Annotated in this window: 23 protein-coding genes; 10 read left to right on the forward strand and 13 right to left on the reverse strand. The window is 72.6% G+C overall.

Translation table 11 applies throughout. The features are described from left to right. Positions 1–87: 87 nt before the first annotated feature. Positions 88–1,515, reverse strand: coding sequence for a lipase maturation factor family protein (locus tag ACFY2L_RS09945; protein ID WP_390821994.1), 1,428 nt, complete (start codon positions 1,513–1,515; stop codon positions 88–90). A gap of 444 nt (positions 1,516–1,959) precedes the next feature. On the opposite strand from ACFY2L_RS09945, the gene ACFY2L_RS09950 reads away from it, so the two are divergent. Both ACFY2L_RS09950 and ACFY2L_RS09955 read left to right on the forward strand, forming a co-directional pair. Next, positions 1,960–4,050, forward strand: coding sequence for a SpoIIE family protein phosphatase (locus tag ACFY2L_RS09950; protein ID WP_390821995.1), 2,091 nt, complete (start codon positions 1,960–1,962; stop codon positions 4,048–4,050). A gap of 22 nt (positions 4,051–4,072) precedes the next feature. Continuing rightward, positions 4,073–4,936: an Fpg/Nei family DNA glycosylase gene (locus ACFY2L_RS09955; RefSeq protein ID WP_390656414.1), complete on the forward strand. Its 864-nt coding sequence runs from the start codon at positions 4,073–4,075 to the stop codon at positions 4,934–4,936. A gap of 15 nt (positions 4,937–4,951) precedes the next feature. Here ACFY2L_RS09955 and ACFY2L_RS09960 read toward each other — a convergent pair whose 3' ends face one another. From ACFY2L_RS09960 to ACFY2L_RS09980, 5 genes are all read right to left on the reverse strand, one after another. Then, positions 4,952–7,636, reverse strand: a complete 2,685-nt coding sequence (locus ACFY2L_RS09960) for a caspase family protein (protein WP_390821996.1) — start codon at positions 7,634–7,636, stop codon at positions 4,952–4,954. A gap of 3 nt (positions 7,637–7,639) precedes the next feature. Beyond that, the gene (locus tag ACFY2L_RS09965; protein ID WP_390821997.1) at positions 7,640–8,029 is read right to left on the reverse strand and encodes a hypothetical protein; all 390 of its coding nucleotides are present in this window, start codon (positions 8,027–8,029) and stop codon (positions 7,640–7,642) included. A gap of 158 nt (positions 8,030–8,187) precedes the next feature. Next, complete coding sequence (locus ACFY2L_RS09970) at positions 8,188–8,844, reverse strand: zf-HC2 domain-containing protein (RefSeq protein ID WP_390656417.1); 657 nt, start codon at positions 8,842–8,844, stop codon at positions 8,188–8,190. Positions 8,845–8,985: 141 nt separating this feature from the next. Then, entirely contained in the window at positions 8,986–9,498 is a 513-nt protein-coding gene (locus tag ACFY2L_RS09975; protein ID WP_390656418.1) for a hypothetical protein, read from the reverse strand. Positions 9,499–9,655: 157 nt separating this feature from the next. Then, positions 9,656–10,204 carry a sigma-70 family RNA polymerase sigma factor gene (locus tag ACFY2L_RS09980; RefSeq protein WP_390656419.1) on the reverse strand — a complete coding sequence of 183 codons (549 nt, stop codon included), beginning with the start codon at positions 10,202–10,204 and terminating at the stop codon, positions 9,656–9,658. A 275-nt stretch (positions 10,205–10,479) separates the two neighbouring features. Here ACFY2L_RS09980 and ACFY2L_RS09985 point away from each other — a divergent pair, with 275 nt between their 5' ends. Further along, entirely contained in the window at positions 10,480–11,628 is a 1,149-nt protein-coding gene (locus ACFY2L_RS09985; protein ID WP_390657109.1) for a CapA family protein, read from the forward strand. Between the two features lie 14 nt (positions 11,629–11,642). Here the strand turns inward: ACFY2L_RS09985 and ACFY2L_RS09990 are convergent, their stop codons facing one another. After that, entirely contained in the window at positions 11,643–12,155 is a 513-nt protein-coding gene (locus ACFY2L_RS09990) for a MarR family winged helix-turn-helix transcriptional regulator (protein ID WP_390656420.1), read from the reverse strand. A 71-nt stretch (positions 12,156–12,226) separates the two neighbouring features. Between ACFY2L_RS09990 and ACFY2L_RS09995 the strand changes: the two genes are divergently transcribed. After that, positions 12,227–13,042 (forward strand): alpha/beta fold hydrolase, encoded by an 816-nt coding sequence (locus ACFY2L_RS09995; RefSeq protein WP_390821998.1) that lies wholly within the window; start codon positions 12,227–12,229, stop codon positions 13,040–13,042. 9 nt (positions 13,043–13,051) lie between these two features. On the opposite strand, the gene ACFY2L_RS10000 is transcribed toward ACFY2L_RS09995, so the two are convergent. Then, the gene (locus ACFY2L_RS10000) at positions 13,052–13,525 is read right to left on the reverse strand and encodes a universal stress protein (protein ID WP_390821999.1); all 474 of its coding nucleotides are present in this window, start codon (positions 13,523–13,525) and stop codon (positions 13,052–13,054) included. A 166-nt stretch (positions 13,526–13,691) separates the two neighbouring features. Between ACFY2L_RS10000 and ACFY2L_RS10005 the strand changes: the two genes are divergently transcribed. Next, on the forward strand, positions 13,692–14,534 hold the full coding sequence (locus tag ACFY2L_RS10005) for a polysaccharide deacetylase family protein (RefSeq protein WP_390656423.1): 843 nt from the start codon (positions 13,692–13,694) through the stop codon (positions 14,532–14,534). 34 nt (positions 14,535–14,568) lie between these two features. On the opposite strand, the gene ACFY2L_RS10010 is transcribed toward ACFY2L_RS10005, so the two are convergent. Then, positions 14,569–15,240 (reverse strand): class F sortase, encoded by a 672-nt coding sequence (locus ACFY2L_RS10010; protein WP_390656424.1) that lies wholly within the window; start codon positions 15,238–15,240, stop codon positions 14,569–14,571. 333 nt (positions 15,241–15,573) lie between these two features. On the opposite strand from ACFY2L_RS10010, the gene ACFY2L_RS10015 reads away from it, so the two are divergent. Next, positions 15,574–16,089, forward strand: coding sequence for a hypothetical protein (locus tag ACFY2L_RS10015; RefSeq protein WP_390656425.1), 516 nt, complete (start codon positions 15,574–15,576; stop codon positions 16,087–16,089). A gap of 147 nt (positions 16,090–16,236) precedes the next feature. Here ACFY2L_RS10015 and ACFY2L_RS10020 read toward each other — a convergent pair whose 3' ends face one another. The 3 genes from ACFY2L_RS10020 to ACFY2L_RS10030 all read right to left on the reverse strand — a co-directional run bounded on the left by ACFY2L_RS10020 (position 16,237) and on the right by ACFY2L_RS10030 (position 18,405). Continuing rightward, entirely contained in the window at positions 16,237–16,776 is a 540-nt protein-coding gene (locus ACFY2L_RS10020) for a hypothetical protein (RefSeq protein ID WP_390656426.1), read from the reverse strand. 225 nt (positions 16,777–17,001) lie between these two features. Continuing rightward, positions 17,002–17,766, reverse strand: coding sequence for a hypothetical protein (locus tag ACFY2L_RS10025; protein ID WP_390822000.1), 765 nt, complete (start codon positions 17,764–17,766; stop codon positions 17,002–17,004). A gap of 21 nt (positions 17,767–17,787) precedes the next feature. Beyond that, positions 17,788–18,405: a hypothetical protein gene (locus tag ACFY2L_RS10030; protein WP_390656428.1), complete on the reverse strand. Its 618-nt coding sequence runs from the start codon at positions 18,403–18,405 to the stop codon at positions 17,788–17,790. A gap of 343 nt (positions 18,406–18,748) precedes the next feature. On the opposite strand from ACFY2L_RS10030, the gene ACFY2L_RS10035 reads away from it, so the two are divergent. From ACFY2L_RS10035 to ACFY2L_RS10045, 3 genes are all read left to right on the forward strand, one after another. After that, positions 18,749–19,711: an SCO0930 family lipoprotein gene (locus tag ACFY2L_RS10035; RefSeq protein WP_390656429.1), complete on the forward strand. Its 963-nt coding sequence runs from the start codon at positions 18,749–18,751 to the stop codon at positions 19,709–19,711. A gap of 323 nt (positions 19,712–20,034) precedes the next feature. Further along, positions 20,035–20,847: an SAM-dependent methyltransferase gene (locus ACFY2L_RS10040; RefSeq protein ID WP_390656430.1), complete on the forward strand. Its 813-nt coding sequence runs from the start codon at positions 20,035–20,037 to the stop codon at positions 20,845–20,847. Then, on the forward strand, positions 20,844–22,991 hold the full coding sequence (locus ACFY2L_RS10045; protein ID WP_390656431.1) for a putative bifunctional diguanylate cyclase/phosphodiesterase: 2,148 nt from the start codon (positions 20,844–20,846) through the stop codon (positions 22,989–22,991). The genes ACFY2L_RS10040 and ACFY2L_RS10045 overlap by 4 nt, the downstream gene beginning before the upstream one ends. Positions 22,992–23,238: 247 nt before the next feature. Here ACFY2L_RS10045 and ACFY2L_RS10050 read toward each other — a convergent pair whose 3' ends face one another. Continuing rightward, entirely contained in the window at positions 23,239–24,123 is an 885-nt protein-coding gene (locus ACFY2L_RS10050) for a LysR family transcriptional regulator (protein ID WP_390656432.1), read from the reverse strand. Positions 24,124–24,243: 120 nt separating this feature from the next. On the opposite strand from ACFY2L_RS10050, the gene ACFY2L_RS10055 reads away from it, so the two are divergent. Beyond that, positions 24,244–24,915, forward strand: coding sequence for a succinate dehydrogenase (locus ACFY2L_RS10055; protein ID WP_390822404.1), 672 nt, complete (start codon positions 24,244–24,246; stop codon positions 24,913–24,915). Position 24,916 lies beyond the last annotated feature (1 nt).

Consider the following 24,916-nt stretch of genomic DNA (forward strand, 5'->3'; position numbering starts at 1 on the left):
GTAGGGAGAACTGTGCCCCGCCCGGGCCCCCGCGTCGAGGGTCCGCCGCGCGCCCGCGGCCGTCCGCGTCGCCGCGGCCGTCCGCGTCTACGGCCTGTGCGCCACCGCCGTCAGCCGTGTCGGCGGCAGATACTCGCGCACGTACGTCCGGTCCCAGCACGCGCCCGTCTCCCGCAGCTCCCGCCAGGTGGTGTACCGGTAGCGGAACAGCCGGGCCCGGACGTAGCGGGGCGGCTCGTCGGGCGGGAAGGGGGAGCGGCGCAACAGCCTCAGTGTGTCGCGGTCGTTCTCCAGCAGCCGTTCCACCAGTGCCCCGAACCACGGTCCCGCGTACGCCGGGGAGAGCGCCGCGAACCACATCAGCCAGTCCAGGCGCAGATGATAGGGGGCGAACTGGCGGGGCCAGTGCCGGAGATCGCCCGGTTTGCCCCGGAACTCGTACTCCCGCCAGTCGGAGTCCTCACGCGGGACGTCGTCCAGCGTGCCCTCGACCACCACCTCGTAACGGATCCGGCTCACGCTGCCGAACGCGCCGTAGGTGTTGACCAGGTGCAGCGGGTCGAAGGAGCGGTTCATGACCTGGCGGCGGGAGAGCATGTTGACCACCGGGCGGTAGCTGAGGAAGACGATCAGCGCCGCCGCGGCCAGGACCACCACCTCGTACCAGAGCGGTGTGCTCCCCCCGGCGGCCGGCCGGTGGCCGGAGGGCAGCTCCAGCGCGGGCACGGCGAGGACGACCGTGATCCAGTTCAGCCAGGAGAAGTTGCCCGACAGGATGAGCCACAGCTGGGTCAGGATCATCAGGGCGGCGGCCGCCGTGGCCACCGGCTGCGGGGCGAACAGCAGGAACGGCACGACGAGTTGGGTGACGTGGTTGGCGGCCGCCTCCACCCGGTGCAGCGGCCTGGGCAGATGGTGGAAGAACCAGCTCAGCGGGCCGGGCATCGGCTGGGTCTCGTGGTGGTGGTACAGACAGGTCAGCTTCCGCCAGCAGGCGTCTCCCCGCATCTTGATCAGACCCGCCCCGAACTCCACCCGGAACAGCAGCCAGCGCACCAGGAACAGCACCACGACCGGCGGCTCCACCTCGTCGTTGCCGAGGAACACCGCGAGGAAGCCGGTCTCCAGCAGCAGCGACTCCCAGCCGAACGAGTACCAGGTCTGGCCGACGTTCACGATCGACAGGTACAGCGCCCACGGCACCAGCCACGACAGCATGCCCGCCCACAACGGGAGCAGGCCGTCGAGCCCCGCCAGCAGCGCCGCCGACACCGCGCACCCGGTCCAGGCGCACAGCGCGAACAGGCGGTCGGAGTAGCGCCACTGGAACAGGCTCGGCGCGCGCCGGAACGGCACCCGCTCCACGAACCGGGGAACCGGGAGCATCCCCCGCTCGCCCAGCAGCGGACGGAACTGCAGGGCCGCCGTCAGGAACGCGACCAGGTACACACCGGCCAGCGCCCGCTGGAAGACGAGACGGCTCAGCCAGTAGTCGGGTGCGGTGAACCAGTCCACGTCCGTTGCGCTCCTTCTCTCCGTTCCGGCCATCGTGACGCTGCGTGTTCCATGCCCCCGCTTGCGTGACCCGGACGGGTGAAGCGGACCAGGGCGGGTGGACGACCCCGTCGTCGGGGAGGCCGAGGTACGAGTACCCGTTGCGACCCGCACCGCCCGCGGCAGCCCGGGCCCGCCGGCGGCGCCCGCGCCCGGGACGACCCCCTAGGGGGTGTTTCGTAAGTCCCGCACAGCACCCGCGGCGCCCGGCACGCACCCTCGCCGTACCGGCCGAAGACCCAAGTAGCTCCGCTACGAGGGCCTTCGTCCGGCACGCCGAGGGCACGCACCGAACACCGCGGGCACCGCACAGGACTTTCGAAACACCCCCTAGGACGACCCGCCGCGGGGCACCCGTACCGCTCCCCGGTCGAAGAATCGGACGAATCCTGGCAAGGTGGCCCCATGGTTGATCGGGGAGCGAGTGCCCTGTCACTCCCGGACGACTGGCCCGCCCACCCGGATCCGATCCTGGCGCTCAACCGCATGGGCAGCTTCGACTGGGACCTGGACTCGGGGCTCTTCCACATGGATGCCCGGGCGCACGAGATCTTCGACCTGCGGCCGGACGAGTACGACGGCAACCCGGCCTCCCTCGCCGTCCGCGTGCCGCCGGCCGAGGGCATCCGCCTGGACGAACTGGTCGCCCAGGCCATCAAGGACGGCAGCGAGAACTACGGCGCCTACTTCCGTCTGCGGCTGCGCGACGGCACCCTGCGCTGGACCCACACCCAGGGCTACATCCGCCGCGACGGCACCGGCCGCCCCCGCCGGATCGTCGGCATCGTCCGCGACGCCACCGACGAGCTCCACGACCTCGCCGACCGCCACGAGGCGGCCGCCCTCGACGACGCGCGCCGCGAGCAGACCAACGTCGTGCAGCTCACCACGGCCGCACTCGCCCACGCCCGGACCGTGCAGGACGTCATCGACGTCCTCAAGGACACCCAGGGCCTCACCCACCTCGGCGCGACCAGCCTCGTCATGGGCCTGGTCGAGGCCGGCCGCATCAGACTGGTCGCCGAGGGCCCCGAGGGCAGCTTCGTCCCCGGCACCCTGGTCACCCGGATCGACGAGCCGTACCCGATGAGCGAGGTCGTGCGCACGCTCACCCCCCGCTTCATCGAGTCCCCGGAGGAGTTCGCGGCCGGCTATCCCGTGCTGTGGCCGCACATCACCGACCTGAGGATCACCTCCGCGGCGTATCTGCCGCTGATCGTGCAGGCCCGCCCGATCGGCGCGATGGGCCTGCTCTACAGCAACCGCGAGGGCTTCTCCCAGGACGAGCGCAACATCCTCGTGGCCCTCGGCAGCAGCATCGCGCAGAGCCTGCAGCGGGCGATGTTCTACGAGCAGGAGAAGGACATCGCCCAGGGCCTCCAGCAGGCCATGCTGCCGCGCACCATCCCCAGCGTGCCCGGCGCCGACGTCGCCGTCCGCTACCGCGCCGCCACCATCGGCGGCTCCCACGGCCGGGACATCGGCGGCGACTGGTACGACCTCATCCCGCTGCCCGGCGGCCGCGTCGGCGCCGTCATCGGCGACGTCCAGGGCCACGACACGCACGCCGCCGCCGTCATGGGCCAGCTGCGCATCGTCCTGAAGGCCTACGCCGCCGAGGGCCACACCCCGGCCACGGTGATGGCCCGCGCCTCCGTCTTCCTCCACGAGCTCGACACCGACCGCTTCGCCACCTGCCTCTACGCCGAGGCCGACCTGTCCACCGGTGTCGTCCAGGTGGTCCGGGCCGGGCACATCGACCCCCTGCTGCGCGGCCCCGACGGCGCCTGCCGGCGCGTCCCCGTGCCCGGCGGGCTGCCGCTCGGGCTGTCCGCCGAGTTCGGCAGCCTGGAGTACCCGGTCGGCACCATCGAGCTCGACCCCGGCCACACCCTGCTGCTGTGCACCGACGGCCTGGTCGAACAGCCCGGCGTCGACCTCGACGACGGCATGCGCCGGCTCGCCGCCCTCATCGCCGCCGGCCCCGACGACGTGCGCCGCCTCGCCGACCAGCTGATCGACGTCGCCGACGAACGCGGCGGGGACGACGACGTCGCCCTGCTCCTGCTGCGCCGGCGCGGCCTGGACACCCCGCGGACCGGCGGCCGGCTCCAGCAGCACGTGGCGACCGGGGACCCCGAGGCGCTCACCGCCGCCCGGCACATGATCAGGGCCGCCGTCCGGGCCTGGGGCGCGCGCGACAGCGCCGACGAGATCGAACTGGTCGCCGACGAACTGATCACCAATGCCCTCATGCACACCGAGGGCGCCGCCATCGTCACCCTGCGGGTCCTCACCGGCGGCGGGGAACGACGGCTGCGCGCCGAGGTCGAGGACTCCTCCAGCGCCCTGCCGCGCCGCCGCGAGGCCGGCGAGTCGGGCGTCTCCGGGCGGGGCCTGCTCCTGGTGGACCTGCTCGCCGACGGGTGGGGCGTGGAGGCGCGCGGCGGCGGCAAGTGCGTGTGGTGCGAGTTCGTCGTACGGGATGACCGCTGACTCCTCGTGGCACTCTGGACCCATGCCGGAACTCCCCGAGGTCGAAGCGCTCAAGGACTTCCTGACCGAGCACGTGGTCGGCCACGAGATCGTGCGCGTGCTGCCGGTGGCGATCAGCGTCCTGAAGACGTACGACCCGCCCGTCACCGCCGTCGAGGGCCACGAGGTCACCGCGGTGCGCCGGTACGGCAAGTTCCTCGGCCTGGAGACCCGTGACGGACCGCACCTCGTCACCCACCTCGCCCGCGCCGGCTGGCTCCAGTGGAAGGACCGCCTGCCCGACGGCCCGCCCCGCCCCGGCAAGGGCCCCCTCGCCCTGCGGGTCGCCCTGGAGACGGGCGAGGGCTTCGACCTCACCGAGGCCGGCACCCAGAAGCGGCTCGCGGTGTACGTCGTCCACGACCCGCGGGAGGTCGCCGGTGTGGCCCGCCTCGGCCCGGACCCCCTCGCCGCCGACTTCGACGAACCGCGCCTGGCCGCGCTGCTGGCGGGCGAACGCCGGCAGCTCAAGGGCGCGTTGCGCGACCAGAGCCTCATCGCGGGCGTCGGCAACGCCTACAGCGACGAGATCCTGCACGCGGCCAGGATGTCCCCGTTCAAACTCGCGGCCTCCCTGACCCCGCAGGAGACCCACACCCTCTACGAGGCCCTGCGCGGCACGCTCACCGAGGCCGTGGAGCGCTCCCGGGGCCTGGCCGCCGGGCGGCTGAAGGCCGAGAAGAAGAGCGGTCTGCGCGTCCACGGCCGTACCGGCGAGCCCTGCCCGGTCTGCGGGGACACCGTCCGCGAGGTGTCCTTCAGCGACTCCTCGCTCCAGTACTGCCCCACCTGCCAGACCGGCGGCAGGCCGCTCGCCGACCGGCGGATGTCGCGGCTGCTGAAGTGACGCCGGGGGACGGGGTCACCAGACGCTGTTGGTGATCGGATACGCGATCACCATGACCGCCCCCACGACCAGTGCGGGGACCGCCAGCAGCCGTGCCGTCCAGACCACCGATCTCGTCGTGCTCGACGAGGACGCCGGATACCGGCGCGGGTGCGCCTCCAGCTCGTGCCGGGCGAGGGCGCACAGCAGCAGCGCCACCGCCGCGGTGAGCAGCGAGACGACGAGCGCCGTGAGCATGCCCGAGTCGCGCACGTGGTCCCCGAGGTCCCCCTTCAGGTCGTGCAGCGCCTCCAGGGCCGCCCTGGCCTTGAAGACGGCCCGGGCGACGGTGCCGACCGAGGCGACGGCCAGGGCCAGCGCGACGCCCGCGAGCACCGGTGCGCGCCGGGGCGTCGACCGCCGCCGGTCGCGGCCGACGGTCCCGGCCGGGGGCCGGGGCGAGCGTTCGGGCGACGGCGTCCGGTGCGGTCGGGCTGGAGGCGCGGACTCCCGACGGACCGGCGTGGGCGTCGCGCCCGGCCGGACCGGTGCTCCGCCGCCCCCGGCGGGCGGCGCCTGAACCGGCCCGGCGGCCCTGCTCCACGGCCGCCGTCCCCGCCCACCGTCCGCCGGCTCACCCTGACCGACGCCCCGGCCGCTGCCGACGGGTCCCGTGCGAACGGCGCGCAGGCCCTCACCGGTCGGTCCGCCGTGGACGGCGTCTCGGCCGCCGGCGGGGGGTCCGGTGGGGGCGGCGGCCTGGCCGTCGCCAGTCGGCCCGTGCGCCACGGCGTCTCGGCCGCCGGCCGGGGGTCCGGTGTGGACGGCGGCCTGGCCGTCGCCTGTCGGCCCGTGAAGGGTGGCGTCCCGGTCGCCGGCGGGGGGTCCCGTGGGGACGGCGCCTCGGCCGTCGCCTGTCGGTCCGTCGTGGAGGGCGTCCCGCTCGCCGGCGGGGGGTCCGGTGGGGACGGCGCCTCGGCCGTCGCCTGTCGGTCCGTGGGCGATCGCGTCCCGGTCGCCGGCGGGGGGCCCGGTGCGGAGGGCGCCCTGGCCGTCGGCCGTCGGCCCGTGCGCGACGGCGTCCCGGCCGCCGTCGGCGGGGCCGTTGCGGAAGTCGTCCCGCCCGGTGCTCACGGGGCCGTCGTGGACGGCGTCTCGCGCAGTGCCCATGGGACCGTGGGGAACGGCGTCCCGCCCGGTGCCCGTGGGGCCGTCGCGGACGGCGACCCGGTCACCGCTCGTGGGGCCGTCATGGACTCCGCCCCGGCCGCCCCGGTCCGGCGGCCCGCCGTGGACGGCGTCCCCGGCACCGCCGGCCGGTCTGTCGTGGACCTCGCGCCCGCCCAGGGCCGGCCCCCGCTCCATGGGGGGCGGGATCTTCTCCACCGGCCGGACCATCGTCGTCGTGGGGCGCGGTGGCTCGGGAGGCGGAGGCTCGGGCTCGGGCAGCGGGACCGGAGCCGGTACGACCTCCGCCTCCACGCACAGCGTCGCCTCGTCGGCGATCCCCTTCAGCCGCAGTTCCCCGCTCAGCCGCCCCGGCTTCGACGTGTCGACACTGACGTCCAGCCCCTCGGGCGACTCCTCGACCCGCAGCCACTCGCCCGCCGGAGGCGTGGGGTGCGGGGTGCAGGCGCGGGCCAGGGGCGGGCCGAGCAGATGAACGGGCCGGTGCGGGGCCTGCGCGTCCTGCGGCACCCGCCCGAAGTCCAGACACATCGGGTCGGGCCGCAGCACGGCGTCGGCCAGCGCCTTCCTCGCCTCGTCCGAGACCACCCGGATGTCGTTCTGCACGATCTCCTCGAGGGCGTCGCGCGCCCCCAGCGCCTTCGCCAGGTCGGGACTCTCCAGCCAGGCGTGCAGCTCCGCCACCGCACCCAGCCTGGTGTAGAAGTTGGCGGCACCCATGGCCTTGCGCAGGGCGGGCGGGACCGGCTTGGCCACGATGCGCCGACGCCGGCTGTGCGCGAGGTACATGTCGCCCCGCATGTCGACCGTGCGGCCCGGCGTCTGGTTCGGGCTCTGCTTGCGGACGTGGTCGAAGACGTACTCGTACAGCTCGTCCAGGGAGATCTCGCCGTCCGCGTCGAGGTCGGCCTCGCCGGTGGTCAGGCCCTCCACCACCGCGCGGGTGAACACGGAGGGCCGGGGGGCGGCGGTCCGGGTGAGCTGGGTGCCCTCGAAGGCGTACTCCATGGAGTCGGAGGCGGTGATCACGGCCCAGCCGCGTCCGCCGCCGAGCCGCTCCCCGGCGAAGGACTCCAGGACGTGCACGTCGCCGGCGGCGCGGACCGAGGACGACCCCCGGGAGAACGCGCCGCCGTAGCAGCAGTCGAGGAACAGCACGGTGCGCCGCGCGCGGGTGCGGAACATGCAGTGGCGGATGAACCGCGCCGAGACCGCCGTCGCCTCCAGCAGCCGGGGCTCCGTGTCACGGGCCGCGAAATACAGGGAACCGGATTCGCTTTTCAGTCCGTGGCACGAGAAGTGCAGCATCAGCGTGTCGTCGCGCCGGCCCTCGGAAAAGAAACGCTCGACGCCCCGCCGGATGGCGTCCACCCGTTCATTTCTCAACACTTCCACATCGAAATCGCCGATCTCCGGATCGCCCAGGACTTCCGCGAGACAGACCGCGTCCTGCGCCGGTGCCCGCAATTGTCCGAGGCCCTGGTCGTCATACCGGTCATTGGCGATGATCAGCGCATGCCGGGTGGTGGTCATGGCTCACGCCTCGATGGTGGAATGGCGGCTGACGAAGAGGTCGAAGGCCTCCGACACCTGCTCCGTCGTCGCCTGGGAGATCTCCAGCTCGTCGTTGTCCAAGGTCAGCCGCAGGGTGGGCGGGGAGCCCCGGCAGCGGCCGCGCCACTCCCGGATGGCGTTCATCACCTGGGACAGTCCGGCCGCGGAGCTGCCCAGGCTCACCAGCAGGGCGCCGATCGTGGTGATGTCCACGGCCCGGGCACCGGGCGGAGCCTCCTGCTCACCGACGACCGTCGTGACGTCGTCCACGTCGAGCTGCAGCAGTTCCGCGCGCAGAAATCCGGTCAGCGCCGCGATGTCCTCGGCTTCCGCGCCTTCCTCGGTCAGGAGGATTCGCAAAGTCTTTTCCATCGGTGGCTCCCACGTCCTCGACAATATTTTCTGCCGAAGCACGGTGCGCCGCAAATCGCGGTCAACGGATTTCTCCGGCGGAAATACGGTGGAATCACTGACGGGGATTTTGGTTGAACGTCGGCAGAGAAGTGACCTGAACTCACTCCGGGCCGGTGTCAGCTGGAGGGCAGCGTGACCAGATGCTCGCCCTCGGCCGTGCGCAGCTCGTACCGGGCCACCTCGTCGGGGTGGTAGGCCGTTCCGCCCTTCATCGTGTTGGGGCGGGCGTCGTGCAGGGGAACGTTCCAGCTGGTGACGGTCTGCTCGGAGCCGTCGTGACCGACGGCGATCAGCCGGCAGTCACGCGGGCCCGCGCCGTCCTTCACCTTCAGCTCGATGCCGCTGCCCCACGCCTCGTCCTCGATGGTCACCTGCGCCCACACGCCGGACTTCTCGTCGGTGGCGGTGACCCGTACGGCGTCGCTGTCGCCGTCACCGCCCGCCATCATCGCGACCGCGGGGCCGACGAGCGCGATCACCACGGAGGCCGCCAGGGCGAACATCATCCGCCGGCGCGCGGCCCGGCGCCGGACGGACACCTCGGCGAGCAGTTTGTCCAGCAGCCGCGGCCCGGGCCCCGCGAAGGGGTGCACGGTGCGCGGGGTGGCCCGCCGGTAGAGCATCATCTGCCGCGCGGTGGGGCCGAACTCCGTGACCTGCGCCGCGCATTGAGGACACTCCATGAGGTGGTCCTCGAAGCGGAAGGCCTCCGCCTCGTCCAGCACGCCGAGCGCGTACGCGCCGACGTCGCGATGCCTCTCCAGGGACCTCATGCCGAAACCTCGTGCCGTTGAGTGCCAGTGGGGTTACTCCTTGCTCCCACCGGTACGGACCAGGCACCCGAATCACTCAAGACGCATACCGAATCGTGACCCAAGTGTTCGGAGCGGCCGGGCTCCCGGATTGGTCGGAATCTAAAAAAGATGGATCGCGAGGTGTCCGAGGGGCAGTCCGAGCTGCCAGGCGGGCGTCCAGACCTTGGGTCCCTCGTCCTCGCCGGCCGGCGCGCCGCCCGGGACCGCGTTGAGGTCGGGGGCGAGCAGCTCGGTCTCCTCCAGCCATCGCCAGGCCGCCGCGGCCAGCTCCAGATCGGGAGCGGGCCCCTCCGACTCGGCGGCCTCGGCCGTCAGTTGTTCCATACGTTCGGCGACCCAGTCCTGCCACGGCTGGTCGTACGCCGTGAGCGAAAGCCAGGTCTCCAGCTGGGTGACGACCCGGATGCCGGGCAGTTCGCCGTCGGTGTCGGACAGGAAGATGGTGAGCGCCAGGGCGTCGCGCCCGGCGCGGAACTCGAAGGACGTCGGCGGCATCAGATCGCCGGTCCGCAGCAGTTCGTCGGCGATGTACTCGGCATACAACCAGGCCATGGGGACGGTCAGTTCACCGCCGCCGGCGCCGTCCGTGCTCTGGTGACCTCTGTGCTGCATCCCTTCCTGCCTTCCTCCGGTGCGTGCGCGTCGCCCGTCGCCGGGCCCCTGGAGTCCGGTGGCCGGCCTTCAGTCCGGAACACGGATAAGGACACCCGATTACTCAACCGAGGTCCTCGGCAAGGCGCTTTGCGAAGGCTTGACTCGACCGTGGGTTTCAGCCCAGGTCGGGCGCGTATCCGGGAAGCACCCGGCGCAGGGCGCGCAGCGCGTAGTACGCGCGGGACTTCACGGTACCGGGCGGGATGCCGAGGGCCGCGGCGGCCTCCGCCACACTCGCCCCCTGGAAGTACACCAGCACCAGGACTTCACGGTGTTCGGGAGTGAGTGTCTTCACAGCCTCGCGCACATCGAGGGCCGCGGCGGCGCGCTCGGCGTGGTCGGCACAGACCGGCGCGTTCTCCAGGACCGCGTCCCCGACCTCCGGGGGCCGCGCCTGCCGGGCCCGCCGTGCGTCGATCGCGAGCCGCCGGCCGACGGTGAGCAGCCAGGGCCGTACGGAGTCGAAGGCGTCGGCGCGCAGGGCCTCGGGATGCTGCCAGGCGCGGACGAGGGTCTCCTGCACGAGGTCCTCGGCGCGCTGGCGGTCGCCGTCGCAGAGCCTCAGCAGCAGCGCGAAGAGCGGCCGGCCGTGCTCGCGCTGCAGCGCGGCGAGTTCGTGGTCGGCGGTCGTCGTCCTGGCGGCGAGGGTGGTTCCGGCGGTCATGGGCGTATGGCACCGCAAGGGGCCGGTTCCGGACAGGGCGCGCACACGGCTGTGCGGCGGACGGTCGATCGCGTCGACGAACGGTTCGACGAACGGTCTGGGCCACGCCGATCGGCGAAGGCACGGGGCCGCGCCGTCCGGTGAACGGTCGGGCTACGCCGATCGCGCGCATCGGGCGGACCGCAGGGAGCGGCGGGTCGGTCTGTCCGGAGCCATGCGCTAGGAGTGAGAGGTGCGTAAATATGACAATCCATCCGAAGCAGGGGTGATCCGTGATCCTCGCACGCAGACACCTGGTGGCCCTGGCGGTGACCGCCCTCCTCGCCGCGGGCGCCGCCTGCCAGGCCCGTGACCAGCGGCCACCCCAACGGCCGGGCCCCCCGGCCCCCTCCGCCGCCCGCGGCTTCACCCTCGTGGCCTCCGGCGACGTCCTGCCGCACAGCTCGGTCATCGACCGCGCCCAGTTCGACGCCGGCGGCGCCGGGTACGACTTCCGCCCGATGCTCGAGGCCGTCAAGCCGGTCGTCTCCCGGGCCGACCTGGCCCTGTGTCACATGGAGACCGTGTACGGCGCGAACGGCGCCTACACCGGCCAGCCCCTCTTCAAGTCCCCGCCGGAGATCGCCCAGGCCCTCGCCGCCACCGGCTACGACGGCTGCTCCACCGCCTCCGACCACAGCCTCGACGACGGTGTCGCCGGTATCCAGCGCACCCTCGACGCCCTCGACGTCGCCGGTGTACGGCACGCGGGCACCGCACGCTCCGAGGCCGAGGCCCGCTCGGTCACCCTCCTGCGCGCGGGCCCCGCCACCGTCGCCCACCTCGCCTACACCTACGGCACCAGCCAGCCGGTGCCCCAGGACCAGCCCTGGACCGTCGGCCTCATCGACGAGAACCGCGTCCGGGCCGACGCCCGGGCCGCCCGTGCGGCCGGCGCCGACGTGGTCGTCGTGTCCCTGCACTGGGGCACGGAGTGGCAGGAGGCGCCGGACGAGCGCCAGCTCGCCCTCGCCCGCACTCTCACCGCCTTCCGCACCGGGGACCGTCCGGACATCGACCTGATCCTCGGCTCCCACGCCCGCGTCCCGCAGGCGTACGAGAAGGTCAACGGCACCTGGGTCGTCTACGGCATGGGTGACCAGATCGCCGGTGAGATGTTCAACCAGCAGGGCGTCCAGGACCCGCGCGGCAACGAGTCCACCGTCGCCCGCTTCACCTTCGCCCCGCCCGCCCGGCCCGGCGGCCGCTGGGAGGTGGCGAAGGCGGAGTTCGTACCGCAGCAGTTCGACGTCGACGCGGGCCGGGTGGTCGACCTCGACCGGGCGCTCGCCCAGGGCGCCGGCGTGGAGGGCGTGCGCGACCGGATCCGGGACGTCGTGCTCAGCCGCGGCGCGGCGAAGGACGGCCTGGTGATGGGGGAGTAGGCCGCGGCGGGCGGTCAGTCGTCGACGTCGACGTGCTCGAACGTCCTCAGCATCTGCGTCAGGACCCGCACGCAGGCCCGCACCTCGGCGTCCGTGAGGTCGCCGCCGACCTGGCGGTTCAGCATGTGCTCGCGGCCGAGGACGAGCGTGATGAGCCGGCGGCCCTCCTCGGTGAGCCGGATCAGCGACGAACGCTGGTGCGCGGGGTTCGGGATGCTCTCCACCCAGCCCCGGGCCGCCGCGTCGTTGACCATGCGCTGGACGAACTGCCGGCTGAGCGCCATGACCCGGCCCATCTGCGGGACCGTCATGTCCCCCTTTCTCTGCAGCAGGTCCAGCACCGAGCGCACCCCCACCGAGGCGCCTTCGACCGCCTCGCCCTGCTCCACCTTGCGCAGGGCGCGCCGGTAGAGCGGGCCGACCAGGTCGAAGACCTCGGTGAGGCGGTGGCCGAGTTCGTCGGGCGGGAGGGGGGCGTCCGAGGGGACGGGCGTGCCGGAGGGGAGGGGCTGGGGGCTCTCGTTCACCCGGTCATCATGACACCCCGAAGATGACACCTTGGTTGCCAAAGTCGGCTGAAGATGACACCTTGGTTGTCATGACAGCTGCTGCGCAACTGACCTACTTCGCCTCGGCCGACGGCGACCTCGCCTACCGCGAGGCCGGCACCGGGGACCTCGTCGTCCTGGTCCACTCCGGATTCGCCGACCATCGCGTCTTCGACGCCGTGATACCGGATCTCGCCGGGACCCACCGGGTGATCGCGGTGGACGTACGCGGCCACGGCGCCTCCGCCAACGCGACCCGGCCGTTCCGCTGGGCCGACGACCTCGCCGGCCTGCTGCGCCACCTCGACGCGGGCCCCGCCGTACTCGTCGGCGTCTCGATGGGCGGCGTCATCGTCGGCGACACCCTGCTGGAGTACCCGGAACTGGTCCGCGCGGCCGTGGTGTGCGGAGCCTCCACCGGCGAGTTCGAGGACTCCGACCCCTGGCACAAGGAGATCCAGGCCGCGACCGCCCGCGCCCTGGCGGCCGGTGCCGTCGATGACTGGCTGAAGGCCTTCCTGAACTACGTGCCCGGCCCCCACCGCACGCTCGACCAGGTCGACCCGGACATCCTGCGCCGGCTGCGCGAGATGGCCCTGAACACCCTCTCCAAGCACACCCCCGGAGAGAAGGACTGGCACGTGCCGGTGACCGACACCTGGTCCCGGGTGCCGGACATCGAGGTCCCCGTGCTCACCGTGAACGGCGCCCTGGAGACCGCAGACGTCCTCACCGCGGCCCAGCGGCTGGCCGACGGCGTCCGGCACGGTCGGGCCGTACTGATCGAAGGCACGGGGCACTACCCGAACATGGAGAAGCCCGCCGAGTTCACCGAGGTGATCCGGGAGTTCCTCCGCACCCTGTGACGCGGGCCGTTACGGCACCACCGTCACCGGCCACCGCCCCGCCTTCACCAGCCGCACCGCGACCGAGCCCACGATCCGGTGCCCGGCCTGCTCGGAGGCGCCCACCACCACCGCGTCGGCCGTCAGCTCGTCCGCGGCCTTGGCCAGACCCGTGTACGGGTCGCCGGGGAAGGTGTGGAACTCCCAGCGCACGTCGAATATCCCGCGCGTGCGCTCGGTGGCCTCCCGGATCTGCGCGACCAGGTCCTCGGCGATCTGCCCGGTCGTCTCCGCGACGGGCACCCCGAAGGCCGCCCCCGCCGCCATCACCGGCTGCACGTACACCACGGCGAGCAGCGCGTGCTGGCGGCGGGCCAGACCGGCCGCGTAGGCAGCGGCCCGCAGGGAGGATTCGGAGCCGTCGACCCCGACCAGGATGACCTTGGGGCCGTCGGTGCCCCGCTCGAACCGCTGCGAGGGCTGCTGCGAGTGCTGTTCCGTCACGGCCCGAGGCTATCGGACCCCCCGGACCCGTCCGGGTCCGGGCGGCGGACGGGGTGCCCGGGCCCCGTCGGCGGCCGCGTTCCGCGACCCGCCGGCGCTGCGCCGGTGGGAGGAATCGTGTGACCGGTGCGGTGCGCCGCGGGCCGGGCGGGCGACTGATGACTGCATGAAGAAGGATCAGTTGTTCACGCGGCGCCGGCTGTTGCTCTTCGGCGCCACGGCCGCCGCGGGGGCGGCCGGTACGGCCGGACTCCTCGCGTGGGGCCCGGACGGGGAACCGGCCGACCCCGCCGGCCCGGCCGCCGGTGCCCCCGCCCGCCGCCTCGCGCTGAAGCCCTCCGCCTACCGTCTCCAGCCGCTCACCGGATACGGCGCCCCGCGCGCCGCACCCGGCCGCACCCCGGTCCGCCGCGAACCGCTGCTGCGGATGTCCGGCCGGGGCCGCACCATGGTGCTGACCTTCGACGACGGCCCCGATCCCCGCTACACCCCGCGCATCCTGGACACCCTCGCCGAGTACGGCGTCCGCGCGATGTTCTTCGTGTGCGGGGAGATGGCCGTCGACCACCAGGACCTGCTCGCGCGGATGGCCGACGAGGGCCACGTCGTCGGCAACCACACCTGGTCCCACCCCCTGCTCACCGCCCTGTCCCGCCGACGGATCCGCTCCGAGATGACCCGCACCAGCGAGGTGATCGAGGCGGGATACGGAGAGCGGCCCCGCTGGTTCCGCGCCCCCTACGGCGCGTGGAACCGCGCCGCCTTCCAGCTGGGCGCCGAACTCGGCATGGAACCCCTCGCCTGGACGGTCGACACCCTGGACTGGACCACCCCCGGCGTCCGCACCATCGTCGACCGGGTCGAGGAGGGCGCAGGCTCCGGCGTGGTGATCCTCTCGCACGACGCCGGCGGCGACCGCACCCAGAGCGTCAAGGCGCTGCGCCGCTATCTGCCCCGGCTGCTGGACTCCGGCTACCACATCACCGTCCCGCAACGGCAGCACACCTGAGCGGGACCGCCCCGCCCGCCCGGCCGGGATCCGCTCAGCGGACCTCGACGAGGCGGGCGAAGGCGACGACGTTCCCGTCGTATCCGTTCGCCTTCGAGAAACCGCCGCCGCAGGTGATGACCCGCAGTTCGGGCGCGCCCTTCGAGGCGTAGACACGGTCGCCGGGGAAGTTGTTCTTGGCGAAGACCTCGATGCCGTAGATCTCGAACACCGCCGTCCTGCCGTCCTTGCGCGCCACCTCGACGCGATTTCCCTTCTTCAGGGCCCCGAGGCCGTAGAAAACAGCCGGGCCCAGTTTGTTGTCGACGTGGCCGACCACGACCGCCGTTCCCTTCTCACCGGGTGTGACGCCCCCGGTGAACCAGCCCGCGAGGTTCGGGTCCTCCGGCGGCGGCGCGCCGACCCAGCCGTCCGCGTCGAGACCGACCGGCATCACCGGGGCGTTCACCTGGATCGCGGGAATCATGACCCGGTCGGGCAGGGCGTACGGCAGCGGGTCCGGCGTCCGGCCGAAGGTGCCCGGGACGGTACGGCTGTCCGCGGCCGCCGCCGAGGCGGGCTGCGGGGGGCCGATGTCGAACTCCCCCGAACCGTTCCGGATGAGCGCGAGACCGGTCAGCAGAACCAGCGCTATCACTCCCCACGGGGCACGCTTTCTCCGCCGCTCCTCCTCTTCCGCCACCTCGGACAGTTCGTACGCAGACATGCGGCATCCCCTTTCGACGCGGCCGTCGCCACGTCCTTTCGCGCATATCAGAACGCTAAGTCCCCCACCGGAAACCGGCGACGCCTCACGTGCGAACGGGTGGCCGCCGCGCCTTTCGGTGCGCCATCCGAGTCGCCGTCGAAAGGAAATTTCTGACGGTCCGTGACCTGCGGCGATATCCGATCGCGCGCTTTTCCCCCGGCGTGTCCTCTCACCAGGACGGACCATTCCCGAAATGCGGGCGCGTGCACGGCATCTGAGGGTCGTTCCGGGAGGCGTTCTCTCGCCGACAGACCGGGGACGGGACCCGGGGCGCCTTCCGCGGAGGATCACATGCGCACCACTCGTTCCCTGAGAGTCTCGACGGCCTCGGCGGTCTCGGCCGCCGCGGTCGCCGCCCTGAGCCTCGCCGCCCCCGTGGCCGTCGCGCGCGACGGCATGAACGTCAACCCGACCAACATCGTCGTCCAGCCCAGCGTGATCGCCCGCGGCGGCCAGATCACGGTCACCGTCGACGGCTGCCCGGCCGGCGGCACCATGACCTCGGACGCCTTCGGGACCGCCACCCTGACCTCGATCAACGGCGCCAACCAGACCGCCAGGGGCACCGCGACCATCAGCAACAACGCCCGCCCCGGCAGCTACGACCTCACCGTCACCTGCTCCGGCCGCACCCTGGTCAGCCCCCGTGCCTTCACCGTCCTCGGCGGGGTCCGCGGCGGTCTCGGCGGCGGCAGCTCCACCGGCGCCACCCCGACCGACATCGCCATCGGCGGCGGCCTCGTCGCCGCGGCCGTGGCCGGCGGCGGACTGTTCTGGATGCGCCGCCGCGCCGAACGCCGCATCTGAGGAGTGACCCTTCGGGAGGCCGCACAGGAAGACCCCGAGCAAGACCACACAGGAAGACCCCCAGCAAGACCGCACGGGAAGTGCACCGACCGGCCTTCGCCCCCTCCCTGCCGGGAACCGGGGCGAAGGCCCCCTTCGCTGCCCCCGTCAGGCGGCGTCCGCGTCCGCGCCGTCGCGGCGGCGCGACAGGCGGTACGCCGCTCCGACGGAGCCCGCGATCAGCGCGGCGCCCAGTCCGATCTCCTTGAGGTCGAAGCCGGCGACGGTGCCGCCCTCACCGGCACGCACCCCCTGGGGGACCGGGTACGGCACGGGGGCGGGCCGGTGGCCCGCGGCGATGGTCAGCTCCTTGACGGCGCTGACGCCGCCGCAGCTGAACGTCACCCGGTACATCGCCCCGGCCTTCGCGTCCCAGTCGACCAGCGCCACCGCCGATGACGAGCCCCTGGGGATGGTGACCGCGTCGAACACCCCCGACGAGACCGTCACGGAGCCCCGGCAGCCGCTGGCCGAGCGGTCCACCTGCAGCGTGACCTGGCCGCTCGCCACCACGGTGGCGGGCAGGACGCTGTAGCCGTTGGACATGACGTAGTGGTCGTCACCGTCGCTCGCGACGGCGGCCGGTGCGGTGAGAGCGAGGGCGGTCATGCCCAGCAGCGCGGCCGAAGCGACGCGTATCGCGCGCATGGTGGATCCTCCGGTCCCCGAGGGGCAGCGGCGGACCTGTTCCGCTCGTGCCGTACATGCACCTCGGTGACCGAAACGCTAGGAACAGCTGTGCGCCCGCGCGATCGCAGTCGCGCGAATGGGGCACACCCGTGGGCCACTCGGGGGACGTCCCTTCCCGCGACCGGGGGACGGCCACGGCGTGGCGGCCGCCTCCGTCCCCCTGATGTGTGCCGGTGCCCGGCCTCACCCCGTGGCGTCCGGGAAGAGGTACAGGAAGGGCTCGGCGGACGCCGTGATGCCCCGGCTGTAGGGCGCGTCGAAGTCCCAGATGAGGAACAGCAGGAAGGCGATCAGGGCGGAGAACAGGCCGGCCAGGACCAGCTCGCGGGGCGTTCGCCGGATCTGCAGCGCGAAGACCATGCCGATGGTGATGACGGCGCCGGCCAGCAGCCCGAACCACACCACCCCGGGCATGGTCGCCCCGGTCGAGCCCGCCCGGGCGTTGCGCGCCTGGTCCGCGGCGGCCATCTGGTCCAGGAGCGGCTGATAGGCCTGGGCCTGGAAGTCGTCCCGGGGCCGGTAGTCCGTGACGTCGGCCCGCACCCGCTGCAGCAGTTCGTCGCCGCGCGGCGTCACCTCGCCCCGGTCGGCCATCGCCTTCCACTCCGTGGTGACGACGTGTCCGACATAGGCGTTGACATCCTCCCGAATGCGGTCGCGGACGTCGGGCGGGTACACCCGCACCCGCTCCGAGATCTCGTGCAGGGCCTGGGCCTCCGCCTGGACGTGGTCCTCGGCGCTGCCCCGGGCGTCCCAGACACCCGCGATGGCCAGCCCCAGGACGATGGCGTACACCACGCCGATCCACATCGTCATGTACTCGATGACGTCCGGGGTCTCGGAGGGGTCCTCGTCCTCGGCCGCCGTGCGGTCCCGTACGAAGGTCACGACGATCACCACCGCGCAGGCGGCGAGCATCGCGAGGGTGAGAACAAGCCATTCCGGCAAGACATGCCTCCAGGGTGGGCCCTAGCGGGGCCGCAGCGCGGCGACGGCGGCCAGGGCGGGCACGGTGATGAGCAGGACGTAGGTGACCGGCGGGGTGCGGTCGGAGGGGGGCCGCGGGCGCGGCGGGGAGTGGTACGCCGGGTAGCTCACGGGGGTCGCCGAGGGGCGCGGAGTGGGGCTGGGCGGCGCGGGGGAGGGCTTCGGCTCGGGGGCCGGCCGGGGGAGCGGCGCCGCGGGCGGGGGCGGCGGGGGCTTCGCCGCGGGCCGGTGGGTCGGGACGGGACGCGGCTTCGGGGGAGGTGTGGGCCTGGGCGTCGGCTTCGGCGTGGGCGTGGGGGTCGGCTTCGGAGGCGGGGGCGGCGGCGGTGGGGGCGTCGGCTTCGGTACCGGGCAGACCGTGGGCATCACGGGCTCCGGGATCTTCGGGGGTGCCGGGACGGCCGGCGGCGCCGGCGGGGTCGGCCAGGAGCGACGTCCCGCGACCGCCACCGCCGCGGTGCCGTCCGGGCCCGTCGAGGCGTACGCGCACGCGTCGGCCGCGGCCACCCCTGCCGGCGCGGCCGTGAGGATCCAGGCCGCGGTCACCAGGCACAACGTCCTGATGACGAGGGCGGATCGGGTCGGTTCGGGTCCATCCACGTCGGAGATCATGCGGCCCGGCGGACGGGCGTACGCCCGCCACCGAGGGGATTGCCCCCGAACGGAGGGAAGTCCGAGTCCGGAGGTTTGGCGGACGGATGTCCGCGTGCCCCCTTCCCGTACAGGCGTACGATCATGGCGGCCGCGCCGCGGGTCGCCGCCCCTGCCCACGGCCCGTTCCGCCGTCCGGCCCGAACCGGTCCGTGGGCCCCCGGATCACAGGCGCCGGAAAGAATTTTGTGCCGCGTTTGAACACAACGACCACCGCCATGCGTACCCAGTGCCGTGCGGCGGCGCAGCAGGGCGCTGCAACACCCTTTGGACTATCGGGGAGTTGTTGACGATGAAGACCTCCTGGCGGAGCGCCTCACTCGTGGCGAGCGCTGTGGGCGTGCTGGCGCTGACGACGGCGTGCGGTCAGGAAAGCGGCACGTCGGCGTCGAGCCAGAACGTCGGCGCCACGGCCCAGGCCGGCGGCATCGGCGGCGTCGGCACCGGCATCACGGGCGGCGCCGGCACGGGTACGAGTGCCAGCCCGAGCGCCGCCGGTGAGGCCGGCGCCGAGGGCAGTGCCGCCGGTGAGCTGGCCATCTCCACGAACACCGAGCTCGGCAACATCCTGACCGACGCGAAGGGCATGACGCTCTACCGCTTCGACCAGGACACCGCCGAGCCGCCCAAGTCGAACTGCGACGGCGACTGCGCGACCACCTGGCCGCCGGTGTCCGCCGACGACGTCTCCGCCGGCGACGGCATCGACAAGTCGCTGCTCGGTGAGGTCACCCGGTCCGACGGCACCAAGCAGCTCACGGTGGACGGCTGGCCCGCCTACTACTACGCCAAGGACGCCAACCCCGGTGACACCTCCGGCCAGGGCGTGGGCAACAAGTGGTTCGCGCTGGCGCCCGACGGCAAGAAGGCCAAGTCGGACTCCGCCCTGGCAGGCCTGTCCGTCCGCAAGGACCCCAACCTCGGTGAGATCGTCGTCGACAAGAACGGCATGACGGTCTACCGCTTCCTGAAGGACAAGGCCTGGCCCGAGCCGGTCTCGAACTGCAACGGCGCCTGCCTGGAGAAGTGGCCCGCCGTCGCGCCGGTCGAGGCCAACGACACCGAGGGCGTCCAGAAGAAGGGCCTGATGAGCTTCACCCGGTCCGACGGCGTGAAGCAGCAGACGGTCAACTGCTCGCCGATCTACACCTTCTCGGGTGACAAGTCCCCCGGCGACATCAACGGCCAGGGCGTGGGCGGCCAGTGGTACGCCGTGGCCCCCGACGGAAAGCTGGTCGGCGCGCCGGAGCAGTAGAGATCACCTCCCCAGGGCTGATCCCCGCAACCGCCCCGGCACGTACGACCCTTGGTCCGCCCCCTCCGCGCCGCACGGAGGGGGCGGACCGCTGTCCGTCCGTTCACGCCTTGTATGCGTGGACTTCCGCCGCCTGCGGCCGCTTCGGGACTCTCCGGAACGCCCCGGGTACTTTTCGTAGGCCCCTTCGAGGGTGCCGATCCGGCACGTGCCGCAGGCAGTGACCGGGAACGGACGGTCAATTTCCGTTTCCACTCGCCCCTTTGGCGGGCGATCAGTAGCCTCAGCTCGAACACCGGATCGCCTACGCCTTGGAGAGATAGATGGAGCGTCCCGCCTGGGCCCCTCGGAGCATCGACATCTCGGTGCCCAGCGTCTCGCGGATCTACGACTACTTCCTGGGCGGTTCGCACAACTTCGAGGTCGACCGGGAAGCCGCCCGCCGGGCCATGGAGTTCGCGCCGGGACTGCCGAAGATCATGCAGGCGAACCGGGCGTTCATGCGCCGGGCGGTGCGCTGGGCGGCGGGCGAGGGCATCACCCAGTTCCTCGACGTCGGCTCGGGCATCCCCACCTTCGGCAACGTCCACGAGGTCGCCCAGTCCGCGAGCCCCGGCGCCCGCGTCGTCTACGTCGACCACGACCCGGTGGCCGTCGCGCACAGCCAGGCCGTCCTGGAGGGCAACGAGCACGCGGGCGTCGTCGCCGCGGACCTGTGCAAGCCGCAGGAGATCCTGGGCAGTTCGCAGGTGCGGGACCTCATCGACCTGGACCGGCCGGTGGCGCTGCTGCTCGTTGCCATACTGCACTTCGTGGAGGACGCGGACGACCCGTACCGGGCGGTGGCCGAGCTGACCGAGGCGCTCGCGCCCGGCAGCGTGCTCGTCCTCACACACGCCTCGTACGAGGGAATGCCGCTGCCCCGGGAGCAGACCGAGGCGATGGTGGACGTGTACGAGGACATTCGCAACCCGCTGATCATGCGCACGCGTGACGAGGTCGCGCGGTTCTTCGAGGGGTACGACATGGTGGAACCGGGACTGGTGCCGATGCCCTGCTGGCGGCCGGAGTCGGAGCCTCAGGACGAGGATCCGTACGCGTTCTGCGGCTTCGCCGGCGTGGGGCGTACCGCGTGACCGCCGAGCCGGACGGGCCGGAGGACAGACTGCGCCGGTTCGCGACGATCTGGAGCCGGGCCGTGTTCCCGGTGACGTCGACGTCGCTGACCCGGCCCGAGTTCGAGGAACAACTCCTGCCGTCGGCGCGGCGGTTGCGGGAGGCGCTGCTGGCCCGGACCTTCGACGCGGACGCCGGCCGAGCGGTCGGCGCGGCCCTCGTCGAGGCGCACTGCACCGACCCCGAGGCGCTCAGCCGCGCCCTCGACTGCGTCGACGCCTACCTGGTGCTCTACTGCGGCGAGGACGGACCCCAGGAGGACCTGCGCACGCGTGCCGCGCGGCTGCAGCACGCCATGGCCGCCGGGTACGCGCAGGCCCTGCGGGAGCGCACCCTCGCCGAGCAGGAGGCCATCGCCCAGGCCGCGTTGCAGGCCCAGGGGGTGGTGGCGCAGGCGCTGCACGCGAGCGAGGCCCGCTTCCGCACCGTCTTCGAGGGCGCCGCGATAGGGATCGGCATGGCCGACCTGGACGGCAACATCCTTCAGGTCAACGGCGCGCTGCTGCGTATGTTCGGCGTCTCCGAGCAGACCATGCACGGCCGTAACGTGAGGGAGTGGACGCACCCCGAGGACGCGCCGCAGACCTGGAAGCTGTACGACGAACTCGTGCGCGGCGAGCGGGAGCACTACCACCTGGAGAAGGCGTTCTACCGTCCTGACGGAACGGTTCTGTGGACCAATCTGACCGTCTCCCTGCTGCGGGACGCGGACGGCGAGCCGCAGTACCAGCTGGCCCTGATGGAGGACACCACCGAGCGCCGGCTGCTCAACCTGCGGCTGCGCTACGAGGCCACCCACGACGCGCTCACCGGCCTGCCCAACCGCACGCTGTTCTTCGAACGTCTGGAGAAGGTGCTGGGCGCCGGGGACCACCAGCGCTTCGGCCTGTGCTACCTCGACCTGGACGGGTTCAAGACCATCAACGACAGCCTCGGCCACGCGGCCGGCGACCGGCTGCTCGTGGAGGTCGCCGACCGGCTGCAGTCGTGCGCGACCGCGCCCGGGGAGATGGTGGCCCGTCTCGGCGGCGACGAGTTCGTGGCGCTGACGACGGGCTCCGACACCCGCCGCGAGGTCGACGACCTCGCCGCGCGCATCCAGAACGCCCTGGTCGCGCCCGTGCGCATCGACGGCCGTGAGCTGACCGTGCGCGGCAGCATCGGCATCGTGGAGGGCCCGGCGGCGGAGCGCAGCGCGGCGGAGGTGCTGCGCAGCGCCGACATCACCATGTACCGGGCCAAGTCCGCGGGCGGCAACCGCTTCGAGCTCGCCGACCCGGAGGCCGACGCCCGCGCGATCACCCGCCACGGCCTCACCACCGCCCTCCCGGCGGCGCTGGAGCGCGGTGAGTTCTTCATCGAGTACCAGCCGCTGGTCCACCTCGGCGACGGCAGTGTGCGCGGCGCCGAGGCGCTGGTGCGCTGGCTGCACCCGCAGCACGGGGTGCTCGGCCCCGACCGGTTCATCCCGCTCGCCGAACACACCGGTCTGATCGTGCCGTTGGGCCGGTGGGTCCTCGAACAGTCCGTCCGCCAGGCCCGCGCGTGGCGGGAACGCGGCGAGGACACCAACCCTCCGGGCAGCCCGCTCCGCATCAACGTCAACCTCTCACCGTGCCAGCTGCACCACCCCGGTCTGGTGCAGGACACGGTCGACATCCTGGAACGCACGGGCGTCGCACCGGACGCCCTCTGCCTGGAGGTGACGGAGTCGGCACTGATCGGCGCCGACGACGACCTGCTCAAACCGCTGCGGCGGCTCGCCGAGATGGGCGTCGACATCGCCCTGGACGACTTCGGCACCGGGTACTCCAACCTCGCCAACCTGCGCCGTCTTCCGGTGAGCGTCCTCAAGCTGGACCGTTCCTTCACCCAGGGCATGCAGCAGTTCCCGGCCGACCCCGTCGACCTCAAGATCGTCGAAGGGATCGTCTCGCTCGCCCACAGCCTGGACCTCGCGGTCACGGTGGAGGGCGTGGAGACCGGCGCCCAGGCCGAACAGCTCCGGATCCTCGGCTGCGACACCGCCCAGGGCTGGTACTACGCCCGCCCGGGCCCGCCGGAGCGGCTGCACGAGCTGGCCCTGGCCGACGCGACGGGCTGACCGGCCCGCCGCACCCGTGCACCACGCGCCCCTCGCCCGCCGCTTCCGGCACCAGTACCACCCGGAGGCGGACGGCGGGGGGCGTTCGCCCGAACCCGGGAATCCAAGCCGGACTCCCCCTTTCGCGAGCACAGTTGGTCCCGCACACGGGCCGGAAGGAACCGCCCTGAACGGCGTTCGCCCCGTCAGGCAGCGGGACCGCCGTCGCGGAACAGCGGGAGGAGGTTCCCGCACCGGCCATCGGCGCTCACCGCTCCAGCAGCATCCGCTGCAACTCCCGCGCGGCCCGGGGCGGGGCCACATCGCTGCGGTGCGCGAGGGCGATCGTACGGTGCAGTCCGGGCCGGGCGAGCGGGGTGACCCGCAGTCCCCGGCCCGAGCGGGCCGCGACCATCCGGGGCACGACGGCCACCCCGAGTCCGGCCCGGACGAACCCGAGCACCGCGTCCATCTCGCCGCCCTCGACCGCGAAGTCCGGCTCGAACCCCTCCGCCCGGCACGCGGCCACGGTGAGTTCCCGCAGGTCGTAGCCGTGCCGGAACATCACAAGGCGTTCGCCCTCCAGATCGGCGATCCGGACCGTGCGCCGTCCCCCGCCCGGCTTGGGCGCCTCGGGGGAGGACACCACCACCAGGTCCTCGCGCAACAGCTCCACCGTCGTCAGCGCGGGGGAGGGGGTCGGCAGCGGCAGCACCACCAGGGCCAGGTCGAGCGCGCCCCGGGCCAGCTGCCGTACGAGATCGTGCGAGCCGCCCTCCTCGATCAGGAGCCGGATGCCCGGGTAGCGGTCGTGGAAGGCGCGCAGCACGTCCGGCAGCAGGCCGGTGCACAGACTCGGCGTGGCCCCGAGCCGCACCCGCCCACTGCGCAGCTGCACCAGTTCCTGCACCTCGTACCGCGCCGTCTCCGTGTCCGCGAGGATCCGCCGGGCCAGCGGCAGCAGCGCCTCGCCCGCGTCGGTGAGCGTGATGTTGCCGCGTGCCCGCAGAAAGAGATCCGCCCCCAACTCCCTCTCCAGCGACCGGATCTGCTGGGAGAGCGAGGGCTGGGCGACATGGACCAGCTCGGCGGCCCGGGTGAAGTGCCGGGTCTCGGCGACCGCCACGAAGTACTGGAGCTGCTGGAACTGCACCCACCCAGCATAGGCCCTTCCTATGGAAACGAGCCGTTTCATGTCTTGGACCGATGGGGCCGAACGGCCCTAGCGTCTTGACCCATGGCTCTGGCAACGCGGACGGACCGACGGCCGTCGATGGCGCGTACCGTGTGGAACTCCTCCGTCGGCAAGAAGACGGTGATGGCCGTCAGCGGCTTGATCATGCTGCTGTACCTGGTCGCCCATGTCATCGGCAATCTGAAGATCTTCTTCGGCCCGGGGGAGTTCAACCACTACGCGCACTGGCTGCGCACGGTCGGCGAACCGTTCATGCACTACGAGTGGACGCTCTGGCTGGTCCGCGTGGTGCTGGTCGTGGCCGTGGTCGCCCACGCCACCTCCGCCTACCAGCTCAGCCGCCGCGACATCAGGGCGCGCCCGAGCAGGTACGTGCACAGGAAGCCCCGGGCGAGCTACGCCACCCGCACCATGCGCTGGGGCGGGATCATCCTCGGACTGTTCATCGTCTGGCACATCCTGGACCTGACGACGGGCACCGTGCACAGCGGCGGCTTCCAGGAGGGCCACCCGTACCAGAACGTCGTGGACACCTTCTCCACCTGGTACGGCAACGTCGTCTACATCGTCGCGATGCTCGCGCTCGGCCTGCACATCCGGCACGGCTTCTGGAGCGCCGCCCAGACCCTCGGCGTCGGCAGCCGCACCCGCGACCGCGCCCTCAAGACCGTCGCCGACATCCTCGCGCTGTTGCTCACGGCCGGATTCATCGCCGTGCCCGTGGGCGTCATGACCGGAGTGGTGAGCTGAT

This window comes from Streptomyces sp. NPDC001381 (assembly GCF_042895685.1).
In the GTDB taxonomy this organism is placed as follows: domain Bacteria; phylum Actinomycetota; class Actinomycetes; order Streptomycetales; family Streptomycetaceae; genus Streptomyces.

Coding starts and splice junctions, on each gene's coding strand:
- ACFY2L_RS10020 (WP_390656426.1), bottom strand. CDS start 16,776: ATGCGCGCGATACGCGTCGCTTCGGCCGCGCTGCTGGGCATGACCGCC.
- ACFY2L_RS10005 (WP_390656423.1), top strand. CDS start 13,692: ATGAAGAAGGATCAGTTGTTCACGCGGCGCCGGCTGTTGCTCTTCGGC.
- ACFY2L_RS10015 (WP_390656425.1), top strand. CDS start 15,574: ATGCGCACCACTCGTTCCCTGAGAGTCTCGACGGCCTCGGCGGTCTCG.
- ACFY2L_RS09970 (WP_390656417.1), bottom strand. CDS start 8,844: ATGAGGTCCCTGGAGAGGCATCGCGACGTCGGCGCGTACGCGCTCGGC.
- ACFY2L_RS09955 (WP_390656414.1), top strand. CDS start 4,073: ATGCCGGAACTCCCCGAGGTCGAAGCGCTCAAGGACTTCCTGACCGAG.
- ACFY2L_RS10040 (WP_390656430.1), top strand. CDS start 20,035: ATGGAGCGTCCCGCCTGGGCCCCTCGGAGCATCGACATCTCGGTGCCC.
- ACFY2L_RS09965 (WP_390821997.1), bottom strand. CDS start 8,029: ATGGAAAAGACTTTGCGAATCCTCCTGACCGAGGAAGGCGCGGAAGCC.
- ACFY2L_RS09950 (WP_390821995.1), top strand. CDS start 1,960: ATGGTTGATCGGGGAGCGAGTGCCCTGTCACTCCCGGACGACTGGCCC.
- ACFY2L_RS09960 (WP_390821996.1), bottom strand. CDS start 7,636: ATGACCACCACCCGGCATGCGCTGATCATCGCCAATGACCGGTATGAC.
- ACFY2L_RS09980 (WP_390656419.1), bottom strand. CDS start 10,204: ATGACCGCCGGAACCACCCTCGCCGCCAGGACGACGACCGCCGACCAC.
- ACFY2L_RS09995 (WP_390821998.1), top strand. CDS start 12,227: ATGACAGCTGCTGCGCAACTGACCTACTTCGCCTCGGCCGACGGCGAC.
- ACFY2L_RS10055 (WP_390822404.1), top strand. CDS start 24,244: ATGGCGCGTACCGTGTGGAACTCCTCCGTCGGCAAGAAGACGGTGATG.
- ACFY2L_RS10010 (WP_390656424.1), bottom strand. CDS start 15,240: ATGTCTGCGTACGAACTGTCCGAGGTGGCGGAAGAGGAGGAGCGGCGG.
- ACFY2L_RS10035 (WP_390656429.1), top strand. CDS start 18,749: ATGAAGACCTCCTGGCGGAGCGCCTCACTCGTGGCGAGCGCTGTGGGC.
- ACFY2L_RS09975 (WP_390656418.1), bottom strand. CDS start 9,498: ATGCAGCACAGAGGTCACCAGAGCACGGACGGCGCCGGCGGCGGTGAA.